19 protein-coding genes, 1 tRNA gene and 1 pseudogene are annotated in these 25977 nt (G+C 61.0%); 6 read left to right on the top strand and 15 right to left on the bottom strand.

Features of this window, described 5'->3' with window-relative positions; translation table 11 throughout:
* Positions 1–24 precede the first annotated feature (24 nt).
* Genes ACZ9BX_RS30030 through ACZ9BX_RS30010 form a run of 5 tightly spaced genes read right to left on the bottom strand, consistent with a single transcriptional unit; the run spans position 25 to position 6303 of the window.
* Positions 25–1782 carry an acetyl/propionyl/methylcrotonyl-CoA carboxylase subunit alpha gene (locus tag ACZ9BX_RS30030; protein ID WP_476221890.1) on the bottom strand — a complete coding sequence of 586 codons (1758 nt, stop codon included), beginning with the start codon at positions 1780–1782 and terminating at the stop codon, positions 25–27.
* Positions 1779–3425: a 5-oxoprolinase subunit B/C family protein gene (locus ACZ9BX_RS30025; protein WP_476221889.1), complete on the bottom strand. Its 1647-nt coding sequence runs from the start codon at positions 3423–3425 to the stop codon at positions 1779–1781. Before ACZ9BX_RS30025 ends, ACZ9BX_RS30030 begins: the two co-directional genes overlap by 4 nt.
* 6 nt (positions 3426–3431) lie before the next feature.
* Positions 3432–4238, bottom strand: coding sequence for a putative hydro-lyase (locus tag ACZ9BX_RS30020; protein ID WP_476221888.1), 807 nt, complete (start codon positions 4236–4238; stop codon positions 3432–3434).
* Between the two features lie 22 nt (positions 4239–4260).
* Entirely contained in the window at positions 4261–5025 is a 765-nt protein-coding gene (locus tag ACZ9BX_RS30015; RefSeq protein ID WP_476221886.1) for a LamB/YcsF family protein, read from the bottom strand.
* Between the two features lie 12 nt (positions 5026–5037).
* The gene (locus tag ACZ9BX_RS30010; RefSeq protein ID WP_132563516.1) at positions 5038–6303 is read right to left on the bottom strand and encodes an NRAMP family divalent metal transporter; all 1266 of its coding nucleotides are present in this window, start codon (positions 6301–6303) and stop codon (positions 5038–5040) included.
* Between the two features lie 431 nt (positions 6304–6734).
* Between ACZ9BX_RS30010 and ACZ9BX_RS30005 the strand changes: the two genes are divergently transcribed.
* Positions 6735–7397, top strand: coding sequence for a GntR family transcriptional regulator (locus ACZ9BX_RS30005; protein ID WP_476221884.1), 663 nt, complete (start codon positions 6735–6737; stop codon positions 7395–7397).
* A gap of 43 nt (positions 7398–7440) precedes the next feature.
* On the opposite strand, the gene ACZ9BX_RS30000 is transcribed toward ACZ9BX_RS30005, so the two are convergent.
* From ACZ9BX_RS30000 to fdnG, 8 genes and pseudogenes are all read right to left on the bottom strand, one after another.
* On the bottom strand, positions 7441–7587 hold the full coding sequence (locus ACZ9BX_RS30000) for a hypothetical protein (RefSeq protein ID WP_476221882.1): 147 nt from the start codon (positions 7585–7587) through the stop codon (positions 7441–7443).
* A 62-nt stretch (positions 7588–7649) separates the two neighbouring features.
* Positions 7650–7745, bottom strand: a tRNA-Sec gene (locus ACZ9BX_RS29995).
* Between the two features lie 129 nt (positions 7746–7874).
* A pseudogene (gene selB / locus ACZ9BX_RS29990) lies at positions 7875–9704 on the bottom strand (selenocysteine-specific translation elongation factor); the annotation flags it as partial.
* The gene (selA, locus tag ACZ9BX_RS29985; RefSeq protein ID WP_476221881.1) at positions 9701–11161 is read right to left on the bottom strand and encodes an L-seryl-tRNA(Sec) selenium transferase; all 1461 of its coding nucleotides are present in this window, start codon (positions 11159–11161) and stop codon (positions 9701–9703) included. The gene selA and the pseudogene selB, both read right to left, overlap by 4 nt.
* A 10-nt stretch (positions 11162–11171) precedes the next feature.
* Complete coding sequence (gene fdhE / locus ACZ9BX_RS29980; RefSeq protein ID WP_476221880.1) at positions 11172–12086, bottom strand: formate dehydrogenase accessory protein FdhE; 915 nt, start codon at positions 12084–12086, stop codon at positions 11172–11174.
* A 53-nt stretch (positions 12087–12139) separates the two neighbouring features.
* Entirely contained in the window at positions 12140–12850 is a 711-nt protein-coding gene (locus ACZ9BX_RS29975) for a formate dehydrogenase subunit gamma (protein WP_132563508.1), read from the bottom strand.
* A complete protein-coding gene (gene fdxH / locus ACZ9BX_RS29970; RefSeq protein ID WP_476221877.1) occupies positions 12847–13788 on the bottom strand; it encodes a formate dehydrogenase subunit beta in 942 nt (313 codons plus the stop codon). Before fdxH ends, ACZ9BX_RS29975 begins: the two co-directional genes overlap by 4 nt.
* Positions 13789–13800: 12 nt before the next feature.
* Positions 13801–16887, bottom strand: a complete 3087-nt coding sequence (gene fdnG, locus ACZ9BX_RS29965) for a formate dehydrogenase-N subunit alpha (protein ID WP_476221876.1) — start codon at positions 16885–16887, stop codon at positions 13801–13803.
* Between the two features lie 492 nt (positions 16888–17379).
* On the opposite strand from fdnG, the gene selD reads away from it, so the two are divergent.
* Both selD and ACZ9BX_RS29955 read left to right on the top strand, forming a co-directional pair.
* On the top strand, positions 17380–18441 hold the full coding sequence (gene selD, locus ACZ9BX_RS29960) for a selenide, water dikinase SelD (RefSeq protein ID WP_476221874.1): 1062 nt from the start codon (positions 17380–17382) through the stop codon (positions 18439–18441).
* A gap of 741 nt (positions 18442–19182) precedes the next feature.
* Entirely contained in the window at positions 19183–20373 is a 1191-nt protein-coding gene (locus ACZ9BX_RS29955) for an aminotransferase class I/II-fold pyridoxal phosphate-dependent enzyme (protein WP_476221873.1), read from the top strand.
* Positions 20374–20503: 130 nt separating this feature from the next.
* Here ACZ9BX_RS29955 and ACZ9BX_RS29950 read toward each other — a convergent pair whose 3' ends face one another.
* Both ACZ9BX_RS29950 and ACZ9BX_RS29945 read right to left on the bottom strand, forming a co-directional pair.
* Positions 20504–20842, bottom strand: coding sequence for a gamma-glutamylcyclotransferase family protein (locus ACZ9BX_RS29950; RefSeq protein ID WP_476221872.1), 339 nt, complete (start codon positions 20840–20842; stop codon positions 20504–20506).
* 147 nt (positions 20843–20989) lie between these two features.
* On the bottom strand, positions 20990–21433 hold the full coding sequence (locus tag ACZ9BX_RS29945) for an NUDIX hydrolase (protein WP_476221870.1): 444 nt from the start codon (positions 21431–21433) through the stop codon (positions 20990–20992).
* A 113-nt stretch (positions 21434–21546) separates the two neighbouring features.
* On the opposite strand from ACZ9BX_RS29945, the gene ACZ9BX_RS29940 reads away from it, so the two are divergent.
* From ACZ9BX_RS29940 to ACZ9BX_RS29930, 3 genes are all read left to right on the top strand, one after another.
* Positions 21547–22995, top strand: coding sequence for a CYTH and CHAD domain-containing protein (locus tag ACZ9BX_RS29940; RefSeq protein WP_476221868.1), 1449 nt, complete (start codon positions 21547–21549; stop codon positions 22993–22995).
* A 319-nt stretch (positions 22996–23314) separates the two neighbouring features.
* Positions 23315–24508, top strand: coding sequence for a NosD domain-containing protein (locus tag ACZ9BX_RS29935; protein WP_476221866.1), 1194 nt, complete (start codon positions 23315–23317; stop codon positions 24506–24508).
* Between the two features lie 200 nt (positions 24509–24708).
* Entirely contained in the window at positions 24709–25971 is a 1263-nt protein-coding gene (locus ACZ9BX_RS29930; RefSeq protein WP_476221865.1) for a glycerate kinase type-2 family protein, read from the top strand.
* The last annotated feature ends 6 nt before the right edge of the window (positions 25972–25977 follow it).

Raw genomic sequence — 25977 nt, 5'->3', positions numbered from 1 at the left:
GTGGAGTGATCCTGGAATTCGAGATCAATCGTCGTTGCTGACCGACACCGAGGCTTCGAAGCAGGCGATCTCGGTGCCGGCTTGCAGATAGGCGCCGGGCTCGGCGGTAATCCGGATCTTGCCGGCCCGCTGTGCCGTGACCTGGGTCTCCATCTTCATCGCTTCCATCACAGCGATAAGGTCGCCCGCCGACACCTCTGCACCATCCTCGACTTTGAAGGCTTGCAGCGTGCCGGAGATCGGCGTGGTCACGCTCGACGCGTCTTCTGCCCTGGCCGCCTTAACGGGAGCACTGATGCCTTGGCCTGCAAGCCCGCCGAGACCAGCCAGCAGTGCGGCCGGAATGCCGATTTCATAGCGCTTGCCATCGATTTCCGCATGGGTGCGGATCAGTGCCGGATCGGCAACCTGCTCGGGCCGGGCTTCCGCTTCAAGACGCCCGGCGAAATCGGTTTCGATCCAGCGTGTATGCACCTTGAAGCCCCTCTCGCCCGTAAAGTCCTCTGCCTCGATTGCGGCACGATGAAAGGGGAGAACCGTTGCGATGCCGTCGATCTTGAATTCCCTGAGCGCGCGCCGGGCGCGTTTCAGCGCTTCTTCGCGCGTGGCGCCGGTCACGATTAGCTTCGCTATTAGGGAGTCGAAGGTGCCGGCCACCGTCGAGCCGGAGGCCACGCCACTGTCAAGTCGGATACCCGGACCGGAGGGTGCGTCGAAGACGGTGATTGTACCTGGCGTCGGCAGGAACCCGCGGCCGGGATCCTCGGCGTTGATACGGAATTCGATCGAATGGCCGCGCGGGGCAGGCGTTTCGGTGACCCGCAGAGGCAGGCCGTCGGCGATACGGAACTGTTCGATGACGAGGTCGATGCCGGTTGTCTCCTCGGTTACCGGATGCTCGACCTGCAGGCGGGTATTCACTTCGAGGAAGGAGATCGTGCCGTCGACGCCGAGCAGGAATTCGACGGTGCCCGCGCCCGAATAGCCGGCGGCGGCGCAGATCTTCTTCGCGGCATCATGGATCGACTGGCGTTGTACGTCGCTGAGGAAGGGGGCGGGCGCCTCCTCCACGAGCTTCTGATTGCGTCGCTGCAGCGAGCAATCACGGGTGCCAAGGACCAGCACATTACCGTGCTTGTCGGCAAGCACCTGCGCCTCGATATGGCGCGGACGGTCGAGAAAACGCTCGAGGAAACACTCGCCGCGTCCAAAGGCGGCCTTTGCCTCGCGGACTGCCGACTGATAAAGCTCTGCAACCTCCTCTATCTTCCACGCGACTTTTAGGCCTCGGCCGCCGCCACCATGGGCGGCCTTGATGGCAACGGGCAACCCATGCGCTTCGGCAAAGGCGATGACTTCGGCCGCCGTCTTTACCGGGCCATCGCTTCCCGAAACCAGCGGCGCGCCGACGCTGGTTGCGATCCGCCGCGCCTCGACCTTGTCGCCCAACGCCTCAATGACATGCGGATCGGGGCCGATCCAGGTGAGGCCTGCATCGATCACCGCGCGGGCGAATTCAGCCCGCTCGGATAAAAAGCCATAGCCCGGATGCACCGAGTCCGCACCGGAGCGCTTGGCAATGTCGATCAGTTTGTCGATGTCGAGGTAGGTCTCGGCCGGACGTGCGCCCGAGAGCCCATAGGCTTCGTCAGCCAGCTTGACGAAGAGTTCGTCCATGTCCGGATCGGCATAGACGGCGACTGATTGCAGGCCGTGATCGCGACAAGCCCGGATGATGCGCACTGCGATCTCGCCGCGATTGGCGATCAGGACCTTCTTCATGGATGTTTCCTCACTGTTTTTGTCGGCCGGCGTCCGCGATCTCGGGCCTTGGCAGGCTGAATATCGGCGAAAGCCGTCACGGGCCGGAAGTGTATCTGGGCGTTGACCGGGATCTGCGCGGCGAGATCGAGATGGTATTCGGCGACCGTGCCGATGACCGGATAGCCGCCGGTCAGCGGATGGTCGGCAAGAAAAAGGACCGGCTGGCCGTTGTGTGGCACCTGGATTGCACCTGTCGCCGTGCCTTCGCTTGGCAGTTCACTATTGTCCCTACGTTTCAGCGACACATTGCCGGCGAGGCGAATGCCCACCCGGTTCGACTGCGGCGTTACCTGCCAAAGCTGGTCGGATAAAGTGGCGATTCCTTTGTCGGTGAACCAGTCACTGCGCGGGCCTAGGATCACGTCAAGCGTGACGACCTCGCCGGAGGCAGGATGGTCGAAGGCCGGCGATTCATGGAGCGAAACGCTGGTTAGAGCCAAACCGTCATTGTTAACGGTTAGAACGCTACCTGCTGTGACGGGGTCGGGGCCGACAACAGCCAGCGTATCGGTCGAAGCACTGCCGAGTACGGGCTTTACTGCAAAAGCGCCGCGCATCGCGAGGTAGCTGCGCATGCCCCTGGTTGGATGGCCGAGTGTTACAATATCGCCGGCTTCAAGCGAGATTGGCTGATAAGTCCCAGCGCTGATCGTGCGGCCAGCTGCGTCGCGGATGCCGATGGGGCAGGCCGCGCCGGTGAGCGCCATGACGGCGCGGCCGGAGATCTCGAAGGAAAAACCGCCAAGCGTGATTTCGAGGCAGGGCATGCCGGCCGGATTGCCGACCACGCGATTGGCAGCCCTCAGCGCGCTTTTGTCAAGCGCGCCAGAGGATGAAACCCCCTGGCCGGTCTGGCCGAAGCGGCCAAGATCCTGGAACAGCGCCGGCATGGGGGCAGCGAGAACCTTGAGCGTAAGGGCGCCGGACGCGACTTCTGGCGGTTGAGTGACCGGCGTCTTAGTCGTGATCCTGGACGTTGGGGCGGTCTTCTTTTTGAGATCGAAGAACCGCACACGGTAACCGGGCTGGAGAATCGCCGGTGGATCGCGCGACAGATCCCACATCTTTTCAGGTGTCGTTCCGATGATCTGCCAGCCTCCTGGGCTTGCCTGCGGATAGACACCGCTGAAGGCGCCGGCCAAGGCAACCGAGCCGGCCGGAATCCTCGTACGCGGGGTCTGGCGGCGCGGCACCTGCAGCGTCGGGTCGCCGCCGACGAGATAACCGAAGCCGGGCGCGAAACCGCAGAAGGCGACAGTGAATTCGCTCTCGGTATGGCGGCGAACGACATCCTCGACCGACAGGCCGGTGAGGTCGGCGACGTCGCGAAGATCCTCGCCGTCATAGCGGACGGGGATCTCGACGAGCTCACCGGAGGGTGCGATGCGCATCGACAGATCGCGTGTCGCGATCTCGCCGGCCAGCTCTTCCAGCGTGAGCTTTTCCGGTCGGAAGCGGATCATAAGCGTACGGGCGGCAGGCACCATGTCCTCGACACCTTGCACCGGATCAGCTCTGAGCGAAGCAAATAGCGCCAGCGTCTCATCGAGATCCGCGAGTTCGACAAGCATGGTCGTCAGGCTGACGGGCAGGAAACGCATGGGACCTCAGGCGTGATAGGCGGAATCTGGAACGTCGGTGACGAACATATGCCCTGGCGCATGGGTGATCGCAAAGGGTACGCGGGAAGCCATCACTGCCGCCTGCGGGGTGACGCCGCAGGCCCAAAAGACAGGAATTTCGCCCGGCTCGACGCGCACCGGATCGCCGAATTCCGGCTTGGCGAGATCCTGGATGCCGATCTCTTCCGGAGCGCCGATATGCACGGGTGCACCATGCACCGCGGGGAAGCGGCCCGAGATCGTTGCCGCGTCCGCCACGCGGGACGCCTGAATCGGCCGCATGGAAACGACCATGTTGCCATGCAGGCGGCCGGCCGACCGGCAGGGCTTGTTGGTCAGATACATCGGCACATTGGACTTTTCGGTGATGTGACGGATCGCGATCCCGGCCTCCACCATCGGCGTCTCGAAGGTGAAGCTGCAGCCGATCAGGAAGCCGACGAGATCGGGATATTCCGCCCAAGCCCCAGTCGCATCCGCGGTCTCTTCGGCGAGTTTTCCATCACGCCAGATACGATAGAGCGGCAGATCAGTGCGTAGGTCAGCACCTGGTGCGAGCATGGTCGCATGCGAGCCCGGATCGGATACATCGAGCACCGGGCAGGCCTTTGGATTGCGCTGCGCATAAAGCAGGAAGTCGAAGGCCCAGTCGCGCGGAAGCACGATCATATTGGCTTGAGTGAAGCCCGGCGCGACGCCCGAGGTCGGCTCGATACTACCTGCCCGATAGCGTTCGCGAGCCTTTCGAGCGGGCTCGGTGTTGATGTGGCGAAGATGTTCCATCGCGATCATTGCGTGTCTCCCTCAGCTTCGATCAGGCGGACAGAAAGGAGCGGACGGTAATTCCGTCAACTTCGAAGACGCGGCGGATTTCCTGGGCAATGGCTACAGCGCCGGGGCTGTCGCCATGCACGCAGATCGACCGGGCGTTGATCTTGACGGTCGAGCCGTCAATTGTTTCGAGCGTGCCCTCATGGGCAAGCTGCAGCATGCGGCGAGCAATCAGCTGGGGATCATGCAGTACGGCACCCGGTTCACGGCGTGAGACGAGCTCGCCATCCGGCGTATAGGACCGATCGGCAAAGGCTTCCGCAACGGTCTTCAGGCCGGAGTCCTGGGCGAGCTTGAGGATCGGTGCGTTGGCAAGGCCCATCAACACCAGCGCGGGGTCCACCGCTTTGATGCCGTCAATTACCGCCTGGCCTTGCTTCGGGTCGTGGGCAATGCGGTTGTAAAGCGCACCATGCGGCTTGACGTACCCGACGGTGACGCCAGCTGCAGAGGCCATGCCCTTCAGTGCGCCGATCTGATAGATGACGTCCGCGGTCAGCTCGTCGCTTGTGACATCCATGTCACGCCGGCCGAAGCCGACGCGATCAGGATAGGAGACATGCGCCCCGATCGACACACCCTTTTCGGCTGCGGCCCTGACGGTTGTCAGGATGCCGAGTGGATCGCCGGCATGAAAACCGCAGGCGACATTGGCGCTGGAGACGATGGCAAGCATCGCCTTGTCATCGCCCATGCCCCAGGCGCCATAGCTTTCACCGAGGTCGCTATTCAGATCGATGGCAGTCATAACAAGGTCTCCCTAGGCCGACAGAAGCGCGAAAATCGGGCCGATCGACTTGTAGCCCATGTACCAGGTAAGGGCGCAAGCCAGCACGCCAAGCACCAGCAGCCAGCGCGGATAGCGATAGCCACCCATCAGGTCGGAACGGGCCCAGGCCGCATAGATGAAGATCGACAGACCGATCGGCAGGATGAGACCATTCAGGCCGCCGACGAAGACCAGCATCTGGGCCGGCGGGGTTGTCATAATCACATAGAAGAACAGCGATACCGCGATGAAGATCACGGTCGCGATGTTGCGAGCTCGCTCGCTTATATCCTGCTTGAAGATCGTGAGGAAGGAAACCGAGGTATAGGCGGCGCCGATAACCGACGTGATGGCGGCGGCCCACAGGATAATGCCGAAGATGCGCATGCCGACATCGCCGGCGGCTGCCTGGAAGGCTTGGGCGGCCGGGTTGGCCCCTTTGCCCGAGACATCTATCACGGCACCGCTGGCGACTACACCGAGCACGGCGAGAAAGAGGACGTAGCGCATGACGCCGGTGACAGCGATGCCGGTGAGCGCTGCGCGGTTGACGGCGCTGAGGTTCTCGATGCCGACCGTGCCCTTGTCGAGCAGGCGATGGGCGCCGGAATAGGTGATATAGCCACCGACCGTGCCGCCGACGATCGTTGTGATCGTGGCGAAGTCGATCGTTGCCGGCAAAAACGTCTGGAACAGCGCTTCGCCGACCGGCGGGCCTGACGCGATGGCCACATAGAGCGTCAATGCGATCATCAGGATGCCGGCAAAGATGATGAAGCGGTCGATGGCCATACCGGCGCGCTTCGACAAGAAGATGCCGATCGAAAGGACCGCGCTGATTGCGCCGCCGATTTTCGGATCCAGCCCGACCATCGCGTTGATTCCAAGACCCGTGCCGCCGATGTTGCCGATATTGAAGAACAGCCCGCCGACGATAACGAGAACGGCGAGCAGATAGCCGGCGCCCGGGATTGCCGCATTGGCGAGATCTGAGGCGCGCATGCGCGTCAGCGTCACGATCCGCCAGATATTGAGCTGCACGACGAAATCAATGACGATCGAGGAAAGGATCGCAAAGGCGAAGGCCGCGCCGAGCTTCGTTGTGAACGTTGCCGTTTGGGTGATGAAGCCCGGGCCGATGGCCGAAGTGGCCATCAGGAAGATCGCGGCCGTGAGCGCCGCGCGGCGCGACTTGACCGACATGCCAGACGACGTGGCCGATGCGCCGTCACTGGATGAAATAGATAGCTGTTCCATTAAACCCTCTCCTTATATGCGGACCGCCCTCAATCCCACGGATGGGCCGCGTGGAAATTATTGACGGAGCCAGCGTCGCCGCGTTTCACAATTCTGTCAATATTGTTCAACGATTTTATTTTATCGTTCTACTATAATGCGCAAATGTTGAGCGATATGAACTTTCCTTGGGCACAAAATGCCCTTCACGGAGTAAATTTAGCCATGTCCGGGACCGCTCTTGCCTCCTTTCGTGCCATCAACGATAAGGACGCCGATGCGGGGCGTTCATTTTTTCATGGTTGCCTGACTGATCGTGAATCATGTCTGACGTCGCCATGATCCGCTTGGCGAGATCGTTCCTCTCATGGTTCCCCGTGAAAGCGCTAACCGCTATATCGATCCACGAGGGGGACGGATGTTTCATCCTTGTTCATGCATAAGGGGCTTTGATGGCTGAGCAGGAGACCATATCGGCGCTTGCGCCGCGGCTGGCGGAGAAGATCCGCGACAAGCTGATCGCAGGCGAATTGAAGCCCGGCCAGCGTTTATCCGAGGCGGCGCTCAGCGCCGGGCTGGATGTGTCGCGCAATTCACTGCGCGAAGCCTTCCGGCTTTTGACTATGGAAAACCTGTTGCGCCACGAGCCCAATCGCGGCGTCTTTGTCGCAACGCCGAGCATGGCCTCGATCATCGACATCTACCGGGTGCGCCGGATGATTGAATGCCAGGCGCTCGCCAAGGCCTACCCCAAGCATCCGGCAGTGGCGCGCATGCGCTCGGCTGTCGAGCGTGCCACGGTCGCGCGCGATGCCAAGGACTGGGGCACGGTCGGCAGCGAAAACATGGTCTTTCACGCTGCGATCGTGGATCTTGCCGACAGTCAGCGCTTGAATGCCTTCTATGCTCAGATCGCCGCAGAGCTGCGGCTCAGCTTCGGTCTGCTTGCCGATCCCGAGTTGTTGCACGCGCCCTATGTCGACCTGAACGCGTCGATCGTCGAAAAGCTCGAGGCGGGGTCAACGGCCGAAGCCTCCGCAGCACTCGAGGCATACCTAATACAGTCTGAGCGCACGGTTCTCGCCGCTTTCTCGCGGATTGATAAGGGCAAGTGATACCTTGAAGTGACCCGCAGCTAAAATCTCAATCTCACGCTCCTCAGGCCGCCGGCGCGCCGCTTCGTTGCGAAGCAGCGGCCAGCGGGTTGCCGAAGACCCCGATATCGAAAAGGTTCTGGAGTTCCTCGCGCACGAAATGGCAGGACGATCGGAAAATTCCGTCGTCGGATTGCGGACTGCGCTTCATAACCGCATCGCCGCGTTGTCTCGGCAATATTATTATTTTCTCAATTACATATGCGATTTTTCTGGCGGAAGAGAGTGGGAGTCGAACCCACGAAAGACCGTCTCTCGGCCCCTCCCGGATTTGAAGTCCGGACGCCCCACCGGGGACGTATCTCCTCCAGAAATGATATCGCCGCCGGCGATACTATTCGTCATATTGCCGAAGAGGTCCAGACGGATGGGATCGACGCGACGGAGATCGCCGCGACGCAGCGTGACCCGATGGCGATCGAAAAAATCGAGAATCTGGATCGCGACCTTGCGGCCATTTTCGACACGGTCGCGAAACTGCATCGCGGTGAACCAGCCCTTATCGGCGCCGGAGCTGATCTCCGCGATGATCGCCACCATTTCCGCAACCGTCTCACGCAGGAAGAAGTGATCGTGTGCCACTTCATGCACCTTGCCCATGCGGCCGCCGAGTTTCAACAACCGGCGCGTCTGCGGCTCGGGGATCGCCAGGAATGCGGCAATTTCGCGAACCCGCGGCGGACGAAACCGTTCAGCCCCGCCCAATAGCGGCTCGATCCCTCCCCAGAGCCGCTCGTCGGCCAATGTCATCGTTGCTTGATGTCCGGCAAGCCGGACCCACGCTCCGTCCAGCACGATCCCTCCCCCACCGATGAGGTTCTGCAGAGCGGCGCGAAACGCGGGGATCGGCAAGCGCAGGTCGAGTCCTGCCCGCAACAGCTCGATGCCCATGCCCGGCAGATCCTGGTTCTCCGCATGGAACGTCTCAAGCCGGCTCAGAAGGTTGGCGCGGAATTTCTCCCAGCGATCTGGCGATATGGCAAAGGTCGTTTCATCCACAGGCAATTGCACCGTTCCCATCGATGCGACCAGCGCGCCGGCATCTGCCTCGGCAACTGCCCTGTCGCGGGCGAAAGCGGCAACGTCGACATAAAACGGGGGCACCGCGAGCAGGGCCTCGAATGCCCGTTCGGCCGCAACCGAGGTCAGAGCTTTGAGCTGAGCGGTCCGCTCCGGCGTCCGGCGCTTGCGCGCCGGCGCGCGTAAATCCAGGAATCGGCCGCCGCCAACCGTGCGCTGGGCCGAAGTGTCGCGGATGACGTAGCGGTCGCCGACCGCAGCTGCGATCGGACTGTCTAGCACAAGCTGCACAAGGGTATCTGTTCCCGGCATTACCGATTCCCCGGCAAGTAGGACGATACGGGCACCGACCTCTGCCGATGTGTGATGAAGCCTGACGGGGAACCAGTGACCGATGGGCTTCACCTCAGAGCGAAGCACACGCAACGTTGCGTCGATACGGCTCGCCGGGGCATGCAGGCTTGGCTCGCACACCATGTCACCGCGATTGATGGCCGTTTTCGTGATGCCTTGGCCAACGAGGTTGAGGGCGCAACGATCCCCAGCGCAACCATTTTTGCTTGGTCTGTTCTGCGTATGGATCGAGCGTACCCGGGCGGTAAGGCCGGAAGGGCTGACCGTGACATGATCCTCGATCGATACCATGCCTGAAAGGACTGTCCCGGTAACGACCGTGCCTGCCCCCTGGATTGTGAAGGAACGATCGACGGCCAGACGAAAGCGCCCTGTCGCCCGCCGCCGCATGAATTTCCGGGCTGCATCGGCGATTTCATCCCGCAGAGCTTCAATACCCCTGCCTGAAACCGTCGAGACGGCGATGGCGGGAACAGCGCCGAGCGGCGAGCGGGCAAGCTCGTTGCGCACAGCGGCTTCGACCTCGACGAGGCGGTCTTCCTGCACGAGATCGGCCTTGGTGAGGGCGACAATGCCATGCTCGATGCCGAGAAGATCGATAATGGCGAGATGTTCGCGCGTCTGCGGCATGATGCCGTCATCGGCTGCGACGACCAGGAGGACGAAGTCGATACCGCAGGCGCCGGCAAGCATCGTGTGGACGAATTTCTCGTGTCCCGGCACATCGACGAAACCGAGTGTCTCCGCGCCGTCCACGGGCATATAGGCAAAACCCAGATCGATCGAGATGCCGCGGGTCTTTTCCTCTTTCAGCCGGTCAGTGTCGATGCCGGTCAGCGCCCGGATGAGAGATGTCTTGCCGTGATCGATATGCCCCGCCGTGCCGACGATCATGATCCATTCCCCTTTTCGGCACCGGCAGAAAGGGTGAAGGCTTCGCTCTCGAAACCTTCTTCAACCGGCAGGGCGATGCGGCCAATGCCAGCAGCGAAGCTCTCTTCATCTTCGAGGCAGCGCAGGTCCAACAGCAGCGAACCTCGTTCGATGCGGCCGATGACCGGGATAGGAAGACGCCGCAATGCCGCCGCCAGTCCGGCGAGCATCCGCCCGCTGCCTTCGACCGGCGTCAAGGCCAGCCCCGCGCTCGGCACGGTCGTAAGCGGCAGCGCGCCGGAGCCGATCTGGCTTTCGCAACGGATGACCGAGACGCGGAAGGCGTCATTCAGCACGTGTTGCATGACAGGCGCCAGCCGCTCCGCCTGCGCGTTGATTTCGGGCTGAGAACGGGAAAGCAGCCGCATCACGGGGAGGCGCTCGCCCAGGCGCTCCGGATCGCGGTAAAGCTTCAATGTCGCTTCGAGAGCGGCCAACCTGATCTTATCGACCCGTAGCGCGCGCTTCATCGGGTTCTTGTTGATCGTCTCGATAAGTGTCCGGCGCCCGACAATGAACCCGGCCTGCGGCCCGCCGAGAAGCTTGTCGCCGGAAAAGGTGACGACATCGGCACCCTCGCCGATCGCCTCGCGGACGGTGGGTTCGTGTGCAAGCCCGAAACGGACCAGATCGATAAGGGTGCCGGAACCGAGATCGTTGATCAGCGGCACGCCCTTGTCGCGGGCGATGCCTGAAAGTTCGCGTGCGCCGACTTCCTTGGTAAAACCTTCTATTCGATAGTTCGACGTGTGGACCTTCAGTATCACGCCTGTGCCAGGACCGACGGCATCCCTGTAGTCCCGGGCATGGGTGCGGTTCGTGGTGCCGACCTCGACGAGACGGACGCCCGAGCGTTCCATGATGTCCGGCATGCGGAAAGCCCCGCCGATTTCGATGAGTTCGCCCCGGGAGACGATGGCTTCCCGGCCGGCGGCCAGGCTGTTCAGCACCAGAAGGACGGCCGCAGCATTGTTGTTGACGACGGTTGCATCTTCAGCGCCCGTCAATTCGCAGATCAGCGCACGCAGATGATCATCCCGTTCGCCGCGCTTGCCATTCTTAAGATCGAATTCGAGCGCGACAGCCTCGCGCATGGCCGCTGCCGCTGCATCGATCGCGGCTTCCGCAAGGATGGCCCTGCCGAGATTGGTATGGAGCACCGTGCCCGTCAGGTTGAAGACGGAGCGAAGCATCGGGCGGTCATTCGCGTCAAGCCTAGAAAACGCAAGAGCCGCGATGTCCTCGCGTGACGGGACTTCCTGCCCCTGGCGCACCTTGTCCCTCGTTTCAGAAAGGATGGCGCGGATTGCCTCCGTCGCCGCGATCCGCCCGAAACATTCGATCGCGGCGGCGGCCGGAGCTGTCTTCAAGATCTGGTCGACGGATGAAATATCCCGCAGGTTGGCGCTGGCGTCCATCTCTCCCACCTCAAAAGCCGGCCAGGAGCGGTGCAAATCCACCCCGGCGATACGGACCTTCGCGCATCAGAAGGTCCAGGCTCAGACTTGCCACATCGTCGGCGACCGCATCGGCCCCCGGCTCCCTATCCTGATAGAATATCTTCGACCAGCCGTGGCATTCGTCACAGGTTTCGGCTTTGACGACGCCGCCCTGCCCTTCTATCTCCTGGTAGCCGATGCCTTTGGTGGAGCCGCAAAGTGTGCATTTGACCCGGACATAGTGCCAGAAAGTGCCGCAAAGCGAACATGAGCAGAAGCGTGCGCCATGCGAGCCCGGCCAGCCGACGACCATGGACGATACCGGCCTGCTGCCACATGCAGGGCAAAGACCATCAGCCACCGGCACCAGCATTGCTGCGTCGAGAACAGAGGCAAGCCGAGCGAACTGCACCTGAAGCGCTGCCCAGACGAACACGTGCTCGGCAATCGCATCCGCAGGCAAGACACTGGAGAACACGTTCTGCACCATTGCCAAGCGGTTTCTGACGTCGGCCTTGGTGACGCGCGCAAGCGCTTCGGCAGCCGCAGCCGGCTTTTCGATAGTGTCGGCGGCTGCAAAGAGGCGATCGAAGATGTCGCTGATCGTTCCGCCACCGTCTATCTCTCGGTCGAGCGGCGGCATTTCAAACTCCCGGGCACGCTTGATTCTGTCGGGATCCGGACGTTCCGGAAGTGGCAGAGCCGCCTGGATGTCGTGTTGAGCTTCGGAGAGCTGTGCGAGGAAAATAAGGTAAGGCGAAAGGCTGCTGGTTTCAGCGAGTTGACGCAGTCGTTTCGACCTGGCCGAAAAGAGCAAGGCGGAATCCGGAAGACGTGCAAACGGTGGCGATGATACATCCCCAATTGCCGTTGGATCCGGCAAGACCGCGCTTTTGCCTTTCATGACACTCCCTCACGAACCGCACGGGCCACGTGATGCAGACCCTGACGCCCGGTTTATTCGGCGGGCGTTCCTCCCGATTTTCTCCCTGATGACCTTGTGACCAGTTCACGCAGCCATTTACGATGATGCCGCCACGCCCAGCCGCCTGTCACCGAGCCGCGCGTCATTGCCCGTATCGTACCGCGTACCCAGAAGGCTGAATAGACATGAATGATCCAGACATTGATGATGACGACGGCTGCGATTGAATGCGACAACACCGCCCATCGCTTCTGCTCGATCGTGGTATAGGCCGAAAAATACTGATCCCAGATGATCAAGCCTGTCGCGATCAGGATAGTGATCAAGATCGACATCGACCAGAACACGACCTTCTGACCAGCATTGTATTTGCCGACCTCGGGCGCACGCTCCTCGTGACCAGCCAGGACGTCGCGGCCGTGTGCGAGCCAGTCGCTGTCCTCCCTCCTCCAGAGGTTTGCCTTCCAGAAACGCAGGAAAAGGCCGAGAAAGCTGAAAAAGAGCAGAACGCCGATCCACGGATGAATGATGCGGGTCAAAGGGCCGCCGCCAAAGAGCGCGGTCAGGAAAAAGAGGCTTGGATGGAACAGGGCCAGCCCGGAAAGCCCCAGAAGCACGAGACTTGTCGCCGTGATCCAGTGATTGATCCTGGCTCCTCCAGTATAGCGATCAACTGTAACCGGCTTGCCTGGGTGAACACTCTCGCCTTTTGCTGCATCATCTTTTTTGGTGTCCGCGCTCATGAGGAACCGTCTCCCGTCAATCTCGCCGCCGCCTCTTCGTCCTCCTCGGAAACCCGATTGGGTCCGTTGACAAGATAGTGAAAGAGGCCGGTGACAGCCGCCACACCCATGACCGCGAGCCCGGCATATTTCGTAACACCCTTCCAGGCCTCGATGACCGGGCTGATCCTCGGATTGCTCGGCAGATCGGCGTAAATCTCTGGCTTGTCGGCGTGGTGGAGCACGTACATGACATGTGTGCCGCCGACGCCCGGCGGATCATAAAGGCCGGCATTTGCAAATCCGCGGGACTTCAGATCGGTGATCCGCCCTTCGGCGTGCTGCTTCATTTCCTCTTTCGTGCCGAAGACAATTGCCTGCGTCGGACAGGCCTTGGCGCAGGCAGGTCCCTGGCCGACAGCGATACGGTCGGAGCAGAGCGTGCATTTGTAAGCCGTGTGGTCGACCGCAGAAATACGCGGAATATCGAACGGGCATCCTTTGATGCAATAGCCACAACCAATGCAGTTCTCGTGGACGAAATCGACGATGCCGTTCGAATATTGCACGATTGCACCCGGCGCCGGACAGGCCTTGAGGCAGCCGGGATCTTCGCAATGCATGCAGCCGTCCTTGCGGATCAGCCATTCGAGATTGTTCGTTTCCGGGTTTTCCCACTCGGTGAAGCGCATCAACGTGAACATGTCCGGCGTCAGATCATGCGGGTTCTCGTAAATGCCCACATTCTCCTCGATGGCGGGGTGCGTGTCGTTCCACTCGATGCAGGCCGACTGGCAGGCCTTGCAGCCGATGCATTTGGAGACGTCGATAAGCTTCGCCACCTCGGTCTGGCGCTCTGCCGGCGGGGTCACGCGTGACGCCGAACGGCGGATGAGATCCCGTTCGCCGAATCTTGGGCTTTCAGGCGTGACGGTCGGATTTGGAACAGGAGGGAACATGGCTACCGTCTCCTATGCCACCGGCCCGGCGATGGGCTCTATGTTGACCAGGAACGCCTTGTATTCGGGCGTCTCTATGTTTGCGTCGCCGACGAAAGGCGTCAGCGAATTCGGGCCGAAACCCTTCTTGGCAGCTCCGGTAAACCCCCAATGCAGTGGGATGCCCACGACATGGACGGCCTTGCCGTCGCACATCAGCGGCTTGATCCGCTTGGTAACAACCGCCTTGGCCCTGATGGAGCCGCGCTTGGACCAAACACGTACCCAACCGCCTTTGGCGATGCCTTTTTCCGATGCGAGTTCCTCCGAAATCTCGACGAAGAATTCCGGCTGCAGCACGGCATTCACCCAGACATGCTTCGTCCAGTAGTGGAAGTGTTCGGTGAGGCGGTAGGACGTCGCCGCGTAGGGAAACTCCTTAGAGGCCGGTTCGGCAAATTGCTTGAAATCGTCCTCGAATACCCGTGCGGCCGGATTGCCGCGCACTGCGGGGGCAACAAGATTGGCAACCGGCGATTCGAATGGCTCGTAGTGAGCCGGGAACGGCCCGTCGCGCATCATCGCCCTTGTGAAAAGGCGAGAGACGCCTTCCGGATTCATAATGAACGGCCCGACATCGGCAGGCTTGGCCGTCGGCGCGATATCCGGCACGTCATAGCCCGACCATTTTGCGCCGTCCCATTCGATCAGCTTGCGGCTTGGATCCCATGGCTTGCCGGAAACGTCTGCCGATGCGCGGTTATAGAGGATACGACGGTTGACAGGCCACGAGAAAGTCCATTTCAGATAGGCGCCGGTCTCGTCCGGATCCGACGTGTCACGCCGGGCCATGTTGTTGCCGTTCTCGTTGAAGCAACCGGAATAGATCCAGCACGCCGAGGAGGTCGAGCCGTCGTCGCGAAGGGCCGCGAAGCTCGGCACCAGCTTGCCTGCCTCGGCCACTACCTTGGTAGGATCAGCCGTATCGAAAACGGTGGCAAACGCCCGTCCGTTGATCTCCTTGGCAAGTTCCTCCGCCGTCGGCTCGCCTGAATCGGCGTACGCCCAATCGAGATTGACGATCGGTTCGGGGAAGGTTCCGCCTTCCTTGCGATAGAGCTCCTTCAGACGCACGTGGATCTGCGCCATGATCCAGTTGTCGGTCTTGGCTTCGCCGGGAGGGGTGCCGCCCGGCCAATGCCATTGAAGCCAACGGCTGGAATTCGTCAGCGACCCCTCATCTTCGGCAAAGCATGTGGACGGCAGCTGGATGACCTCCGTCTGAATTTGCGAAGAATCGACGTCGTTGAAGTCGCCGTGGTTCTCCCAGAACCGTGAGGTTTCGGTATCCAGCGGATCCATGGTGACGAGAAATTTGAGCTTCGACAGTGAAGCGGTCGCCTTCGCGCGGTTTGGAACGGCCAGAAGCGGATTGAACCCTTGGCAAAGGTAGCCGGTCATCTTGCCCTGGTTCATGAGTTCGAAAGCGCGCAGGACGTCATAGCCCGGCACGTCGAGCTTCGGCAGCCAGTCATAGGCGAACTTGTTTTCCGGCGTTGCCGCCGAACCCCACATCGCCTTCAGGAAGCTCACGAAGAATTTCCTGTAGTTCTGCCAATAGCTCATCTGATTCGGGCGGAGCGGCTTGAAGCCGCGTGTCGACATGTAGCTGTCGAAATCCGCTTCCTTCTCGTTCGGCAGCGTCAGATAGCCAGGCAACAGGTTCGACATCAGTCCCACGTCGGTGAGGCCCTGGATGTTGGAGTGACCGCGCAGCGCATTCATGCCGCCGCCACGCATCCCGATATTGCCGAGGATCAGCTGCAGCATCGCCATGGCGCGGATGTTCTGCGAGCCCTTGGAATGCTGCGTCCAACCGAGCGCATACATCGAGGTCATCACCTTGGTCGGTGACGAGCATTCCGCAATCATCTCGGCCACCTTCAGGAACTTGTCCCTCGGCGTGCCGCAGATGCGATCCACCATCTCTGGCGTATAGATGGCGACATGCTCCTTCAGGAGGCTCCACACGCAGCGCGGATTATTCAGCGTATCGTCAACCACGGCATAGCCGTCCTCGCCGATCACGTAGTCCCAGCTCGACATGTCGTAGCCGCGCTTGGCCTCGTCATAGCCAGTGAAGAGCCCGTCTTTGTAGGCGAAGTCGTCCTTGACGATGTAAGCCGCATTTGTGAAGGCCTTGACATAGTCCCACTGCACCTTGTCATTGCCGATGCAGTAGTTGATGACGCCGAGCAGGAAAGCGATATCCGTGCCTTGGCGGATCGGTGCGTAAACGTCGGCGACCGAAGCCGAACGTGTAAACCGCGGATCGACGACGATCAGCCTTGCGCCGCGATTGGCTTTCGCCTCCGTAACCCACTTGAAACCGCAAGGGTGTGCTTCGGCGGCGTTACCGCCCATGATGACAACAAGATCGGTGTTCTTGATGTCGGTCCAGGAGTTGGTCATTGCGCCGCGGCCAAATGTTGGAGCCAAACTGGCTACCGTAGGGCCGTGTCAGACACGCGCCTGATTGTCGAAGACCAGCATTCCGGCGCTGCGCACGACCTTGTAGGTCTCCCACGCCGTCTCGTTCGTTGTCGCTGAGGCGGCAAGGAAGCCCGTCGTCGTCCACCGGTTCACTGCAAGGCCGGCGGCGTTCCGTTCGACGAAATTGGCGTCGCGGTCGTCCTTCATCAGCCGGGCGATGCGGTTAAGCGCATCATCCCAGGAAATGCGCTCGAACTTGTCCGACCCGGGCTTGCGGATCATCGGATATTTCAGCCGCGTCTCGGCCTTGACGAAATCCAGCAACGCTGCGCCCTTCGGACAGAGCGTACCGCGATTTGTGGGATGGTCGGTATCGCCCTCGATATGGATGATCTCGGCCTTCTCGCCTTTTTTCAGGTCACCCTTCGAATACATGATGATGCCACATGCCACAGAGCAATACGGACAGGTGTTCCGTGTTTCGGTGGTGTTCACGAGCTTGAAAGCGCGGATCGCTTCGGCATGGACCGCTTCGACGTCCCCGAAGCCAAAGGCCCCTAGCGCCGTAACCGCAACACCTGCGCCGGCCGCCGCTAGAAACTGGCGCCGTGAGAGCTCCATGTTCATGGCTTGATACCTCCCCTGAAGCCGGCTTCGCCAATACGGCAAGCCGGAGAATTGGAGACACTCTCTGCAATTCGAGACGTAGCTCGATTTTTAGAAACTAGGTCAGCACATTTTATTGTCAAATCAATAAGAAGCTCAAAATTGTGAATGTAACTGGCTGGAATCCGGAAAGCTGTGCGATCAGTCGTGAATATCTTCATCCAACCGTCGAAACGCTTCGAAGTTGATGGATATGAAAGCGCGTCGCCGCCATGACAAAAATTGACGTCCAGCTTTAAAGCGATGATAATAATTGAATGGGTTTGCTTGCCGCTCCCGAGTTTCGGGGCTTTGCGCATTGCGCTACCGCATCAGGACCCGCCGGAAATGGCGGAGCCCCGGGGTCGTGCCCCCACCCGTTTTCCGTAACATTGGAATTTTTCGGCAATACAGAACTGCGAATCGCTGTGCGGATTCGGCAGTATCCGATTGCGACCTTTATGGGAGGCCATCATGGATAATCCGGCTGCAACATCGCCCTTCCGCCTGACGGCGCTCGCTCATGGCGGCGGCTGCGGCTGCAAGCTGGCGCCGTCTGTTCTACAGCAATTGCTTGCGGGCCAAGCCGCGGCCGCGCCCTTCGCCCGGTTGCTCGTCGGAACGGAAACAGGCGACGATGCCGCCGTCTGGCAGCTTGACGATGAAACCTGCCTGATCGCGACCACCGATTTCTTCATGCCGATGGTCGATAACCCCTTCGATTTCGGCCGCATTGCCGCCACCAACGCGATCTCCGACGTCTATGCCATGGGCGGCAGGCCGCTGATGGCACTCGCCATTCTCGGCATGCCGATCGACAAAATGCCCGCCGAAACGGTACGGGAGATATTGAGTGGCGGCAGCGCCATCTGTGCAGAGGCCGGCATTCCCGTCGCAGGCGGTCATTCGATCGATTCGCCGGAGCCGATTTACGGCCTAGCGGTCGTCGGCACTTGCCCGGTTTCCGGCCTGCGCCGCAACAGTGACGCAAGAGCTGGCGATGCGCTGATCCTGACGAAGGCACTCGGCGTGGGTATCTATTCGGCAGCCTTCAAGAAAGGCGCCCTGCCACCGGACGCCTATGGCGAGCTCATCGCGTCAACGACGCTCCTCAATAGCGTCGGAGCAGAACTCGCCCTGGATGCCGACGTCCACGCCATGACAGACATCACCGGCTTCGGCATTCTTGGTCACGCCCTTGAGATGGCTCAGGGATCGAACAAGCGGATATCGCTTAGGGTCAGGGACATGGCTCTTCTTGCCGGCGCCGCCGAGCTCGCCGAGCAGGGTTTCGTGACCGGCGCATCGCAGCGGAACTGGGCAAGCTACGGTATGAACGTTTCGCTGCCCGACAACCTCCCAATATGGCAGCGCCAGATACTCACCGACCCCCAGACCTCCGGGGGTCTGCTTGTTTCATGCAGCATGGCTCAAGCGGAAGAATTGCTCGGAAAGATCATTGCGGCAGGCTATCCCGCAGCGCGGATCATCGGTGTGGTCGAGGATGGCGGGCCTGGGCTGCGCGTCGCTGCCTGAGCGAGTTCCGCGCCGCGCCTGGCCGCCCTCGGCGCCGGACAAGAACGCCTCGACTTGAGCTGCGCCGACGTCGGCAAAGGTCTTCCGGCAGCTGCGCGTTCCGGAGTGCCTCGCCGGCCTCAATCACCGCCGGCAACGCCAGATGGCTTGCAATAATGCTTCCCTGGATGATGCGCGCTCCCAAATAGATGCGCCTTAGTTCCTTGAGCGACAGGCCAGTGTCGGCGCTGTAATCACGGACCTTGGCCAATCTGAGTTGCGCCAAATGGTGCGCAACCCACCTCAACTCCTCGCCGTCGACGCTGCCGCCGTTGGCTAGGTGAGAGGTTAATTCGTCTGGACCTCTACGAATTTGCATCCGAATTCTCCTCCATTTTCCCGAGAACGGCGGTGAGCTTCGCGGCTCGGCGATCGATCCCGACGATGAGGAGAACCCTGCCGAGAAAACCCCAGTTCTCCGCAAGCTGAAGAAGAAGGCGGAATCGTCCGCGTTGGCAGCCCTTCAGGCGCATCCGACGTGATTGGGAAGCGGTTATACCGAGGCGGCACCCGGAAAAGGCCCAAAATGAAAAAAGGCCGGGGTTAACCCGACCAGGCCATCAAGGCCATCTTCAGGATCCGCGCCCTGGCGTCGGGAAAGCAGCGAGAACTTTCCCGCGACTGGGAGGCAGACAGATGATAATGTCGGGGTCGGGCGGCGTATTTGACCGAGGGGCAGGCGCCGGCCGCAGGGGGTGCGCCATGCCGATCGCCGCCGTGTCCAGCCGGATGCTCGCAGTAGCCGAGGAAATGCGCGCGGTCATGGACTTCGCGCAACGTGTGCTCGAAGGAGATGGCCTCGGTCCGGATGCTTGCGATTTCATGTTCGGAAATCCGCAGGAGCCACCGTTGCGCGGCCTCGTCGATGCGCTGGTCCGCCACGCCGAACCGCAAGACGTTCACTGGTTCGGCTACCAGAAATACGATGCTGTGGCGCGCGAGACGGTCGCTCGCAAGCTGAGCGAAACGCGCGGCCGCTCCTACGAACCGGCCGACATCGCCATCACCGCCGGAGGGTTCGGCGCGATAGCGGCGGCGCTGCTCGCCGTGCTCGAGGTGGGCGACGAGGTCATCTATCCGCGGCCCGGCTGGTTCGCCTATGGCGCTCAGATTCGCGGGGCCGCCGGCACGCCCGTTGCCGTGGACCTGTCGCCCGTCAATTTCGATCTCGATATTGAGAAGATCGCGGCCTCGATCACGCCGCGCACGCGCGTCGTCGTCGTGAATACCCCACACAACCCAACAGGTCGAATATTCCCGCGCGCTCAACTCGATGCGCTCGCCGATATGCTTGCCGCGGCATCCGAACGACACGGCAAGGTGATCTACTTGCTTGCCGATGAGCCCTATGCGCGGCTAGTGTTTGGCGCTAACGCCCATATCAGCCCGGCCGAAAGCTATCCGCACACGCTGATCGCCTACTCCTACGGCAAGACTCTGCTTGCACCCGGCGAGCGCCTCGGCTGGCTCGCCCTCGGGGCGGACATGCCAGAGGCCGATCGCATGAGGCTGCGCGAAGCGGTCGACATAGCTCAGGTATCGCATGGCTGGGCCTTCGCCGGTCGAACCCTGCAGCGGGCCCTGCCCGATCTTGAGAAGCTCTGCATCGATGTTACCGCCCTCGAGCGGCGGCGCGATCGTATGGTCGAAGGTCTTAGGGCAGCAGGCTACGATCTACCGGTGCCCGAAGGCACCTTCTATCTGATTCCGCGGTCTCCTATTCCGGACGACATCGCCTTCGCTGCGCGCCTTGCGGCCGACGGCGTCTGGGTTCTGCCGGGGAGCGTCGCGCAGTTGCCCGGCCGCCTGCGGATCAGCCTCACCGCGAACGATGTGATGGTCGAGCGCTCGTTGCCCGTCTTTGCGCAAGCGATTAGGGAAGTCGCAGCGTAGCGAAGTGGACAACGAGACTCAACACCGGCCCAGCCGCTTGTTAGGTCAACTCGAGATCGGGCTGCGGAACATTGGCCGCGATGCTGAATGCCGGAGAGGACGATGTCCGTTCGACCGAATGAACGCCTAGTTAGGTCATCTTCGCCAATGCGTAGACGAATGCTTTAACGTGCTGGCCTCCAACCGTGACCGTGGCGATGACGCGCTGATAGCTGTCGCCCTCGAACTCGTCGAGACGCTTCCAGTGTTCCGGAAAGTCCGGGGATTCGAATACTGAAACAGGGACTTCGAAGGCTTCGTCATCGAGCACGAGACCGGGAAAGCCTATCCCCGCTCCCCATCCGGCCTCGAGAAGTCGTCCACGAACAGTGCCTTTTCGCCATGTGCCGCGAAGGCCGTCGAGCTGTCCGTGATTGACCTCGCCGGGCGCGAGGCTTCCATACGTCGCGAGACGATGTTCGGCGTCCATGATGCTTTGGTGCGCTCCTAAAGATCCAGAGCCGGCAACCCGGCCGGGCGTTGCTACAAGTTTGGCACGTTTGTAGCAAGATGACGTGTGGTCACAGAGCGGGAGCGCGTCTCAGCCTCCCTCGCCTCGCCCTGACGGGCTTGGTGTCTATCGCAGGCGTTGAAGGAGCGTCCGCAGCCCCGGCTGGGCGACGTCTCGAATGGCAATCTTGAGCGGGAACCACTTCTGCTTCCGCATTGCCTTTTCAGGGAACTCCGTCGTCATGCGGGAGACCTCGAGCAGATGGACGGAAACACTGTATCGATGCGGGGTGCTGTCCTTCCGGTACGAGAACGAACCGAAGACGTCCGGATCGACCGAGCCTTCGACGCCGGCTTCCTCGAATGCTTCGCGTAGCGCTGCTGCCGCGGTTGTTTCGCCAGGATCGAGGTGTCCCTTGGGAACGCCCCACCGTCCGTTCCGGCGGCTTCCGACCAATAGGATCCTGAGGTCGCCGTTCTTGTTTCGACGATAACAGATCGCACCTGCCTGTCGGACGTCGCGCGCGAGGGGACTGGCACCTGCAGCAGTTCGGTGTTCTTCCTCAAGCATCGCCTTCATCATGCTGCTAGAAACATAGGACCCGTTGATAAATCGGTGTAACATCAGCCTGTGACAACAGCCTCAACGTTGACGACCGTCCCCCTTAACAGTCGGAGTCCACCTTGTCGTCCGAAATCGAAATCAAGCTTGAACTGTCAACCGAAGCCTTGGAGTCTCTTCTTGGTTCCGACCTTCTCGGCGAACCGGAGACGATTCTGGAGCAGTCGTCGACCTACTTCGACACCGTCGAGCGCAGGCTCTTCCAGGAAGGCTTCTCACTCCGCATCCGGCGAAGCGGGGCCGCCCGCATGCAGACGGTGAAAGCCACCGGACCCAGCAAGTCCCTCTTTGCGCGGTCGGAATGGGAAACTCCCATCGACGGGGAGGAACCCGTTCTCGACCATTCGAGCCCGCTGTTGAGCGAGTTCGGGAGCGACCTCGCCGTAGAGCCGGTATTCGACGTCGATGTGGAACGACGCATCTGGAACGTGAAGGAGAACGGGTCGCTAATCGAGGTCGTGGTCGATCAGGGCGAGGCCGTGTCCGGCGACAGACAATCGGCCATCCGTGAAGTCGAACTCGAACTGAAAGATGGCGACCGAAAAGACTTGTTCATCCTCGCGCGTAAGGTCGACGGAATCGTCCCGTCCCGGTTCGGTGTCCGCTCCAAGTCGGAAAAGGGATTCGCGCTCGTTGATCAGCAGAGGTCCGTCTTCAAGGCGGAGGGTCTCGATCTCGACCGCAACATGCCGGCCGTGGCGGCCTTCCAGACGATCGCCTCGTCCTGCTTCCGGCAGTTCCGCCTCAATGAGGACGTCCTCTTGCATCGACGCAATCCGGAAGCCCTGCACCAGGCTCGCGTGGCGCTCCGGCGTTTGCGTTCGGCGTTTTCGCTATTCAAGCCGATCCTGTCGCGCGAGGAGCCAGGGCGACTGAACGCCGAGATGCGATGGCTGGCCGGCGTACTAGGCGAAGCCCGCAACATCGACGTCCTGCTCGCGAAGGCTAAGGACGCCGATCTGGTGAGCAAGCTGACAGACGCTCGCAGAGACGCGTACGGCGATGCGATCGGGGCGCTGAACTCGTCGCGCGCTCGGGCACTCGCGCTCGATTTCAATGACTGGCTTCAGTGCGGCGAATACCTCGAGAGGAAGGACGCGGCTGATCAGGATCCCTCGGCGTCGGAGTTTGCCGTCGAGGCACTCGACAGATTGAGAAAGAAGCTGAAGAAGCACGGCAGAGCGCTGGCCTCCGTCGACGACGAGCATCGTCATGAGGTTCGAAAGGACGCAAAGAAGCTTCGCTACGCGGCGGAATTCTTCGGTTCTCTGTTTGACAGCAAGCGTGGGGCACGGCGGTACAAGAAGTTCATCGCCGCCATGGCGGATCTCCAGGATGATTTGGGCGCGCTCAACGACCTTGCGACGGGGCCGGATGTCCTCAAGAAGTACTCTCTGGCCGACCATCCAGCTCGCGACAGCGTCCTATCTCACGCCGACAAAGATGTTCTTATCGGTAAGGCGCAAGATTCGGTGGACGACATTCTCGACGCCAAGCAGTTTTGGCGATAGCGAGCCACTCGCCTCTCCACTGGGTTCTGTCTGCCTGTGACCAATTTCGAGCCGCATCAACAGCTCATCGTAGTATTTCGCTCCACTTTCAAAGCATCGACCTCGAGACGGCCCATCCCTCGAAGCCCGTCAGGACTGGTCGTGTCCTGGATGCGGATGATACAAGACGGAGATTTTCCGAAAGTCCGCCAATGGTTTCCTTCTTGCGAAGCTCGAACTCCATCACGACCATCTCTGGGAAGAGGCCAAGCGCACAATTTATGTTCCGTTAAGCATAAGCCTCTATCTGAGTGGGGCGGAACCACGACTGGAGACGAGCATGCGCCCCACAAAGTCCTCAAGCCTGATGCTGATCGGGCTTATTCTGGGAGGCTGCCAAAGCGATCTTGCCATGGTCGCGGACGCCACGTTTCGTGAACCGACCCGCTATCCGACCAACCACCAAGTCGACACCGGCCAGCCCATCGATCCATCAACCGAACCGACAATTCCGACGACACCGCCTGCGCAGAATGCAAACCAGGCACCGGCCTGCGGCGCCGACGTTCACACCAGGCTGAAAACCCCAGGTGCAAACCCCGTCACGATTAATTGCAGCGTACAGCTGTCGGCGGCGGATATCGTCAATCACCCCCTTGTGTTCGAAGGAGGGGCTGCGTCCGGATCGCTGCTGGATTGCGGAGGAGGAACCATCGATGTCAGCTCCGGCGGATCGCGGCAGCAAAAGACGGCGATCATCGTTCGTTCGAAGAAGACCGCCTCTGGGCCATGGGACGCGCCGACCAGCGTCACCATCCGCAACTGCAAGATAAACGGATTTGTCCGCGTTTATGGTCTCGGCGAGAACGGCAACGGCGAGGTCATGAAAGCATCATCGCTGTCGGCCAGTCACATGGCATTCGCTCAAGCATCCGCCCCAAAAAACGTGCGGTTGGAGAATGTGGCTTTCAATGCTCCCGGCGGCATTCCTCTCTATATCGGGCCTGGCGTGACGGATGCTGCTCTCGTCAACTCGAGGGTTGGCGGCAAATCGACGTCTGTCGCGATCTACCTTGATGCAGAGTCCGCCAACAACACGATCAGCAACAACGTTTTCAGTATCGTCACCGAAAAGCGGGAACTGATTGCCATAGACGGCTCGGCCAGCAATAAGATCACCGGCAATACATTCGAACACCCCGAAAACGGCGGCATATTCGTGTACCGGAACTGCGGAGAAGGTGGCGTCATCCGCCACCAGAAGCCGCAGTTCAATCAAATCACGGGAAACACGTTCCGCTACGGGCCATCGTTCGGCGCAAAGCCCGCAGTCTGGCTGAACTCGCGCAACGGCAACAGCAGCTATTGCTTTAAAGACCCGGCACATCCCTACGGGAGCAGCGTCAGCAGCCTTGATTTCGCGCAGCACAACGTGATCCGTAACAATAACCTTCAAGGCGGCTCGGAAGGCCTTATCCGCAACGATGATCCGTCCAATGACGTCGGAGCGAATACGGCCGCCGGCAGCTGGTAATATCCGAAGTTCATCCTCGCGAATACCAAGGCTGCGACAGACGAAACGCCCCGTGGTCCAGCGACGCCCGCTTTGGCGATCATGCGATACAAAATTGATCAAATCACCTTGCCTAAGCTGCCAATCTCTTGGAAGCTGCAGCTCGAGGAGATGCCGACGCGCGAAAGCTGCCCGGCGATTGAGATTCGAAAGATTGTCGTGTGATTGTTTCATCCCCCCGCAGCTTTTTGACGTCGCTGTTTCACGCCGCCGTTCGTGCCGCCGACCCCCTGACAGGCATCAAGGCGCACCTGCCCGCAAGGCCGAGAGGCCGCACAGTGGTGGTCGGCGCCGGCAAAGGCGCAGCGCAGATGGCGCGCGCGCTTGAAAGCGTCTGGGACGGGCCGCTCGATGGCGTGGTCGTGACGCGCTACGGCTATGGCTGCGAAACGCAGAAGATCGAGATCATCGAAGCGGCCCATCCAGTGCCGGATGCCGCGGGACTTGCTGCATCGAGGCGGCTGACCGATGCCGTGAAGAACCTTACGCGGAACGACCTGGTCATCGCACTGATCTGCGGCGGCGGCTCAGCGCTTCTGCCGGCACCGCCAGAAGGCCTGACGCTCGGTAATGAGATCGCGCTCAACGAAATGCTGCTCGCCTCCGGCGCGCCGATCTCGGCGATGAACGTCGTGCGCAAACATCTTTCCACCATCAAGGGCGGGCGGCTCGCGGCAGCAACGAAGGCACGCGTTGTCAGTCTGATAGTCTCGGATATCCCCGGCGACAATCCCGCCTATGTCGCCTCGGGTCCTACCGTTGCCGATGGCTCAACAAGGTATGACGCGATCGAGATCGTCCGGCAGTATGGCCTGAAGTTACCCCAGGCAGCCCTTGCCCATCTCGCCTCGCCGAAAGCTGATGCCCCCGACCCGGATGATCCGGTCTTTGCCACGCACACGCACCACATCATTGCCTCTGCCGGCGTGTCGCTCGAGGCGGCAGCTCAACTGGCGAAGTCCAATGGAATCAGCCCCGTGATCCTGTCGGATTCGATCGAGGGCGAATCCCGCGATGTCGCGCTGGTCCATGCGGCGATCGCCCGCGAGGTGCTTGGCCGCAACCGGCCGTTCGAAAAGCCGGTGGTCATCCTTTCCGGCGGCGAGACGACGGTTACGCTGCGCGCCAAAGGCGGCAAAGGCGGGCGCAACGGAGAATTCGCGCTTGCCGCAGCACTCGCGATCGACGGCCACGGCATCCATCTCCTGGCAGCCGACACCGACGGTATCGATGGCTCGCAGGATAATGCCGGCGCCTTTGCCGATGGTACAACCGTCAGGCGCCTGCGCGAAAGCGGCCTCGATCCCCGTCGCCTGCTTGACGGCAACGACAGCTATTCGGCCTTCCGGGCTATCGGCGATCTCTTTGAGACTGGCCCCACGGGCACCAATGTCAACGATTTCAGGGCGATCTTGATTGGCTGATAGCGA

The sequence above is a fragment of the Rhizobium sp. USDA 3886 genome (genome assembly GCF_056279785.1).
This window is presented reverse-complemented; position numbering and strand designations above follow the sequence as displayed.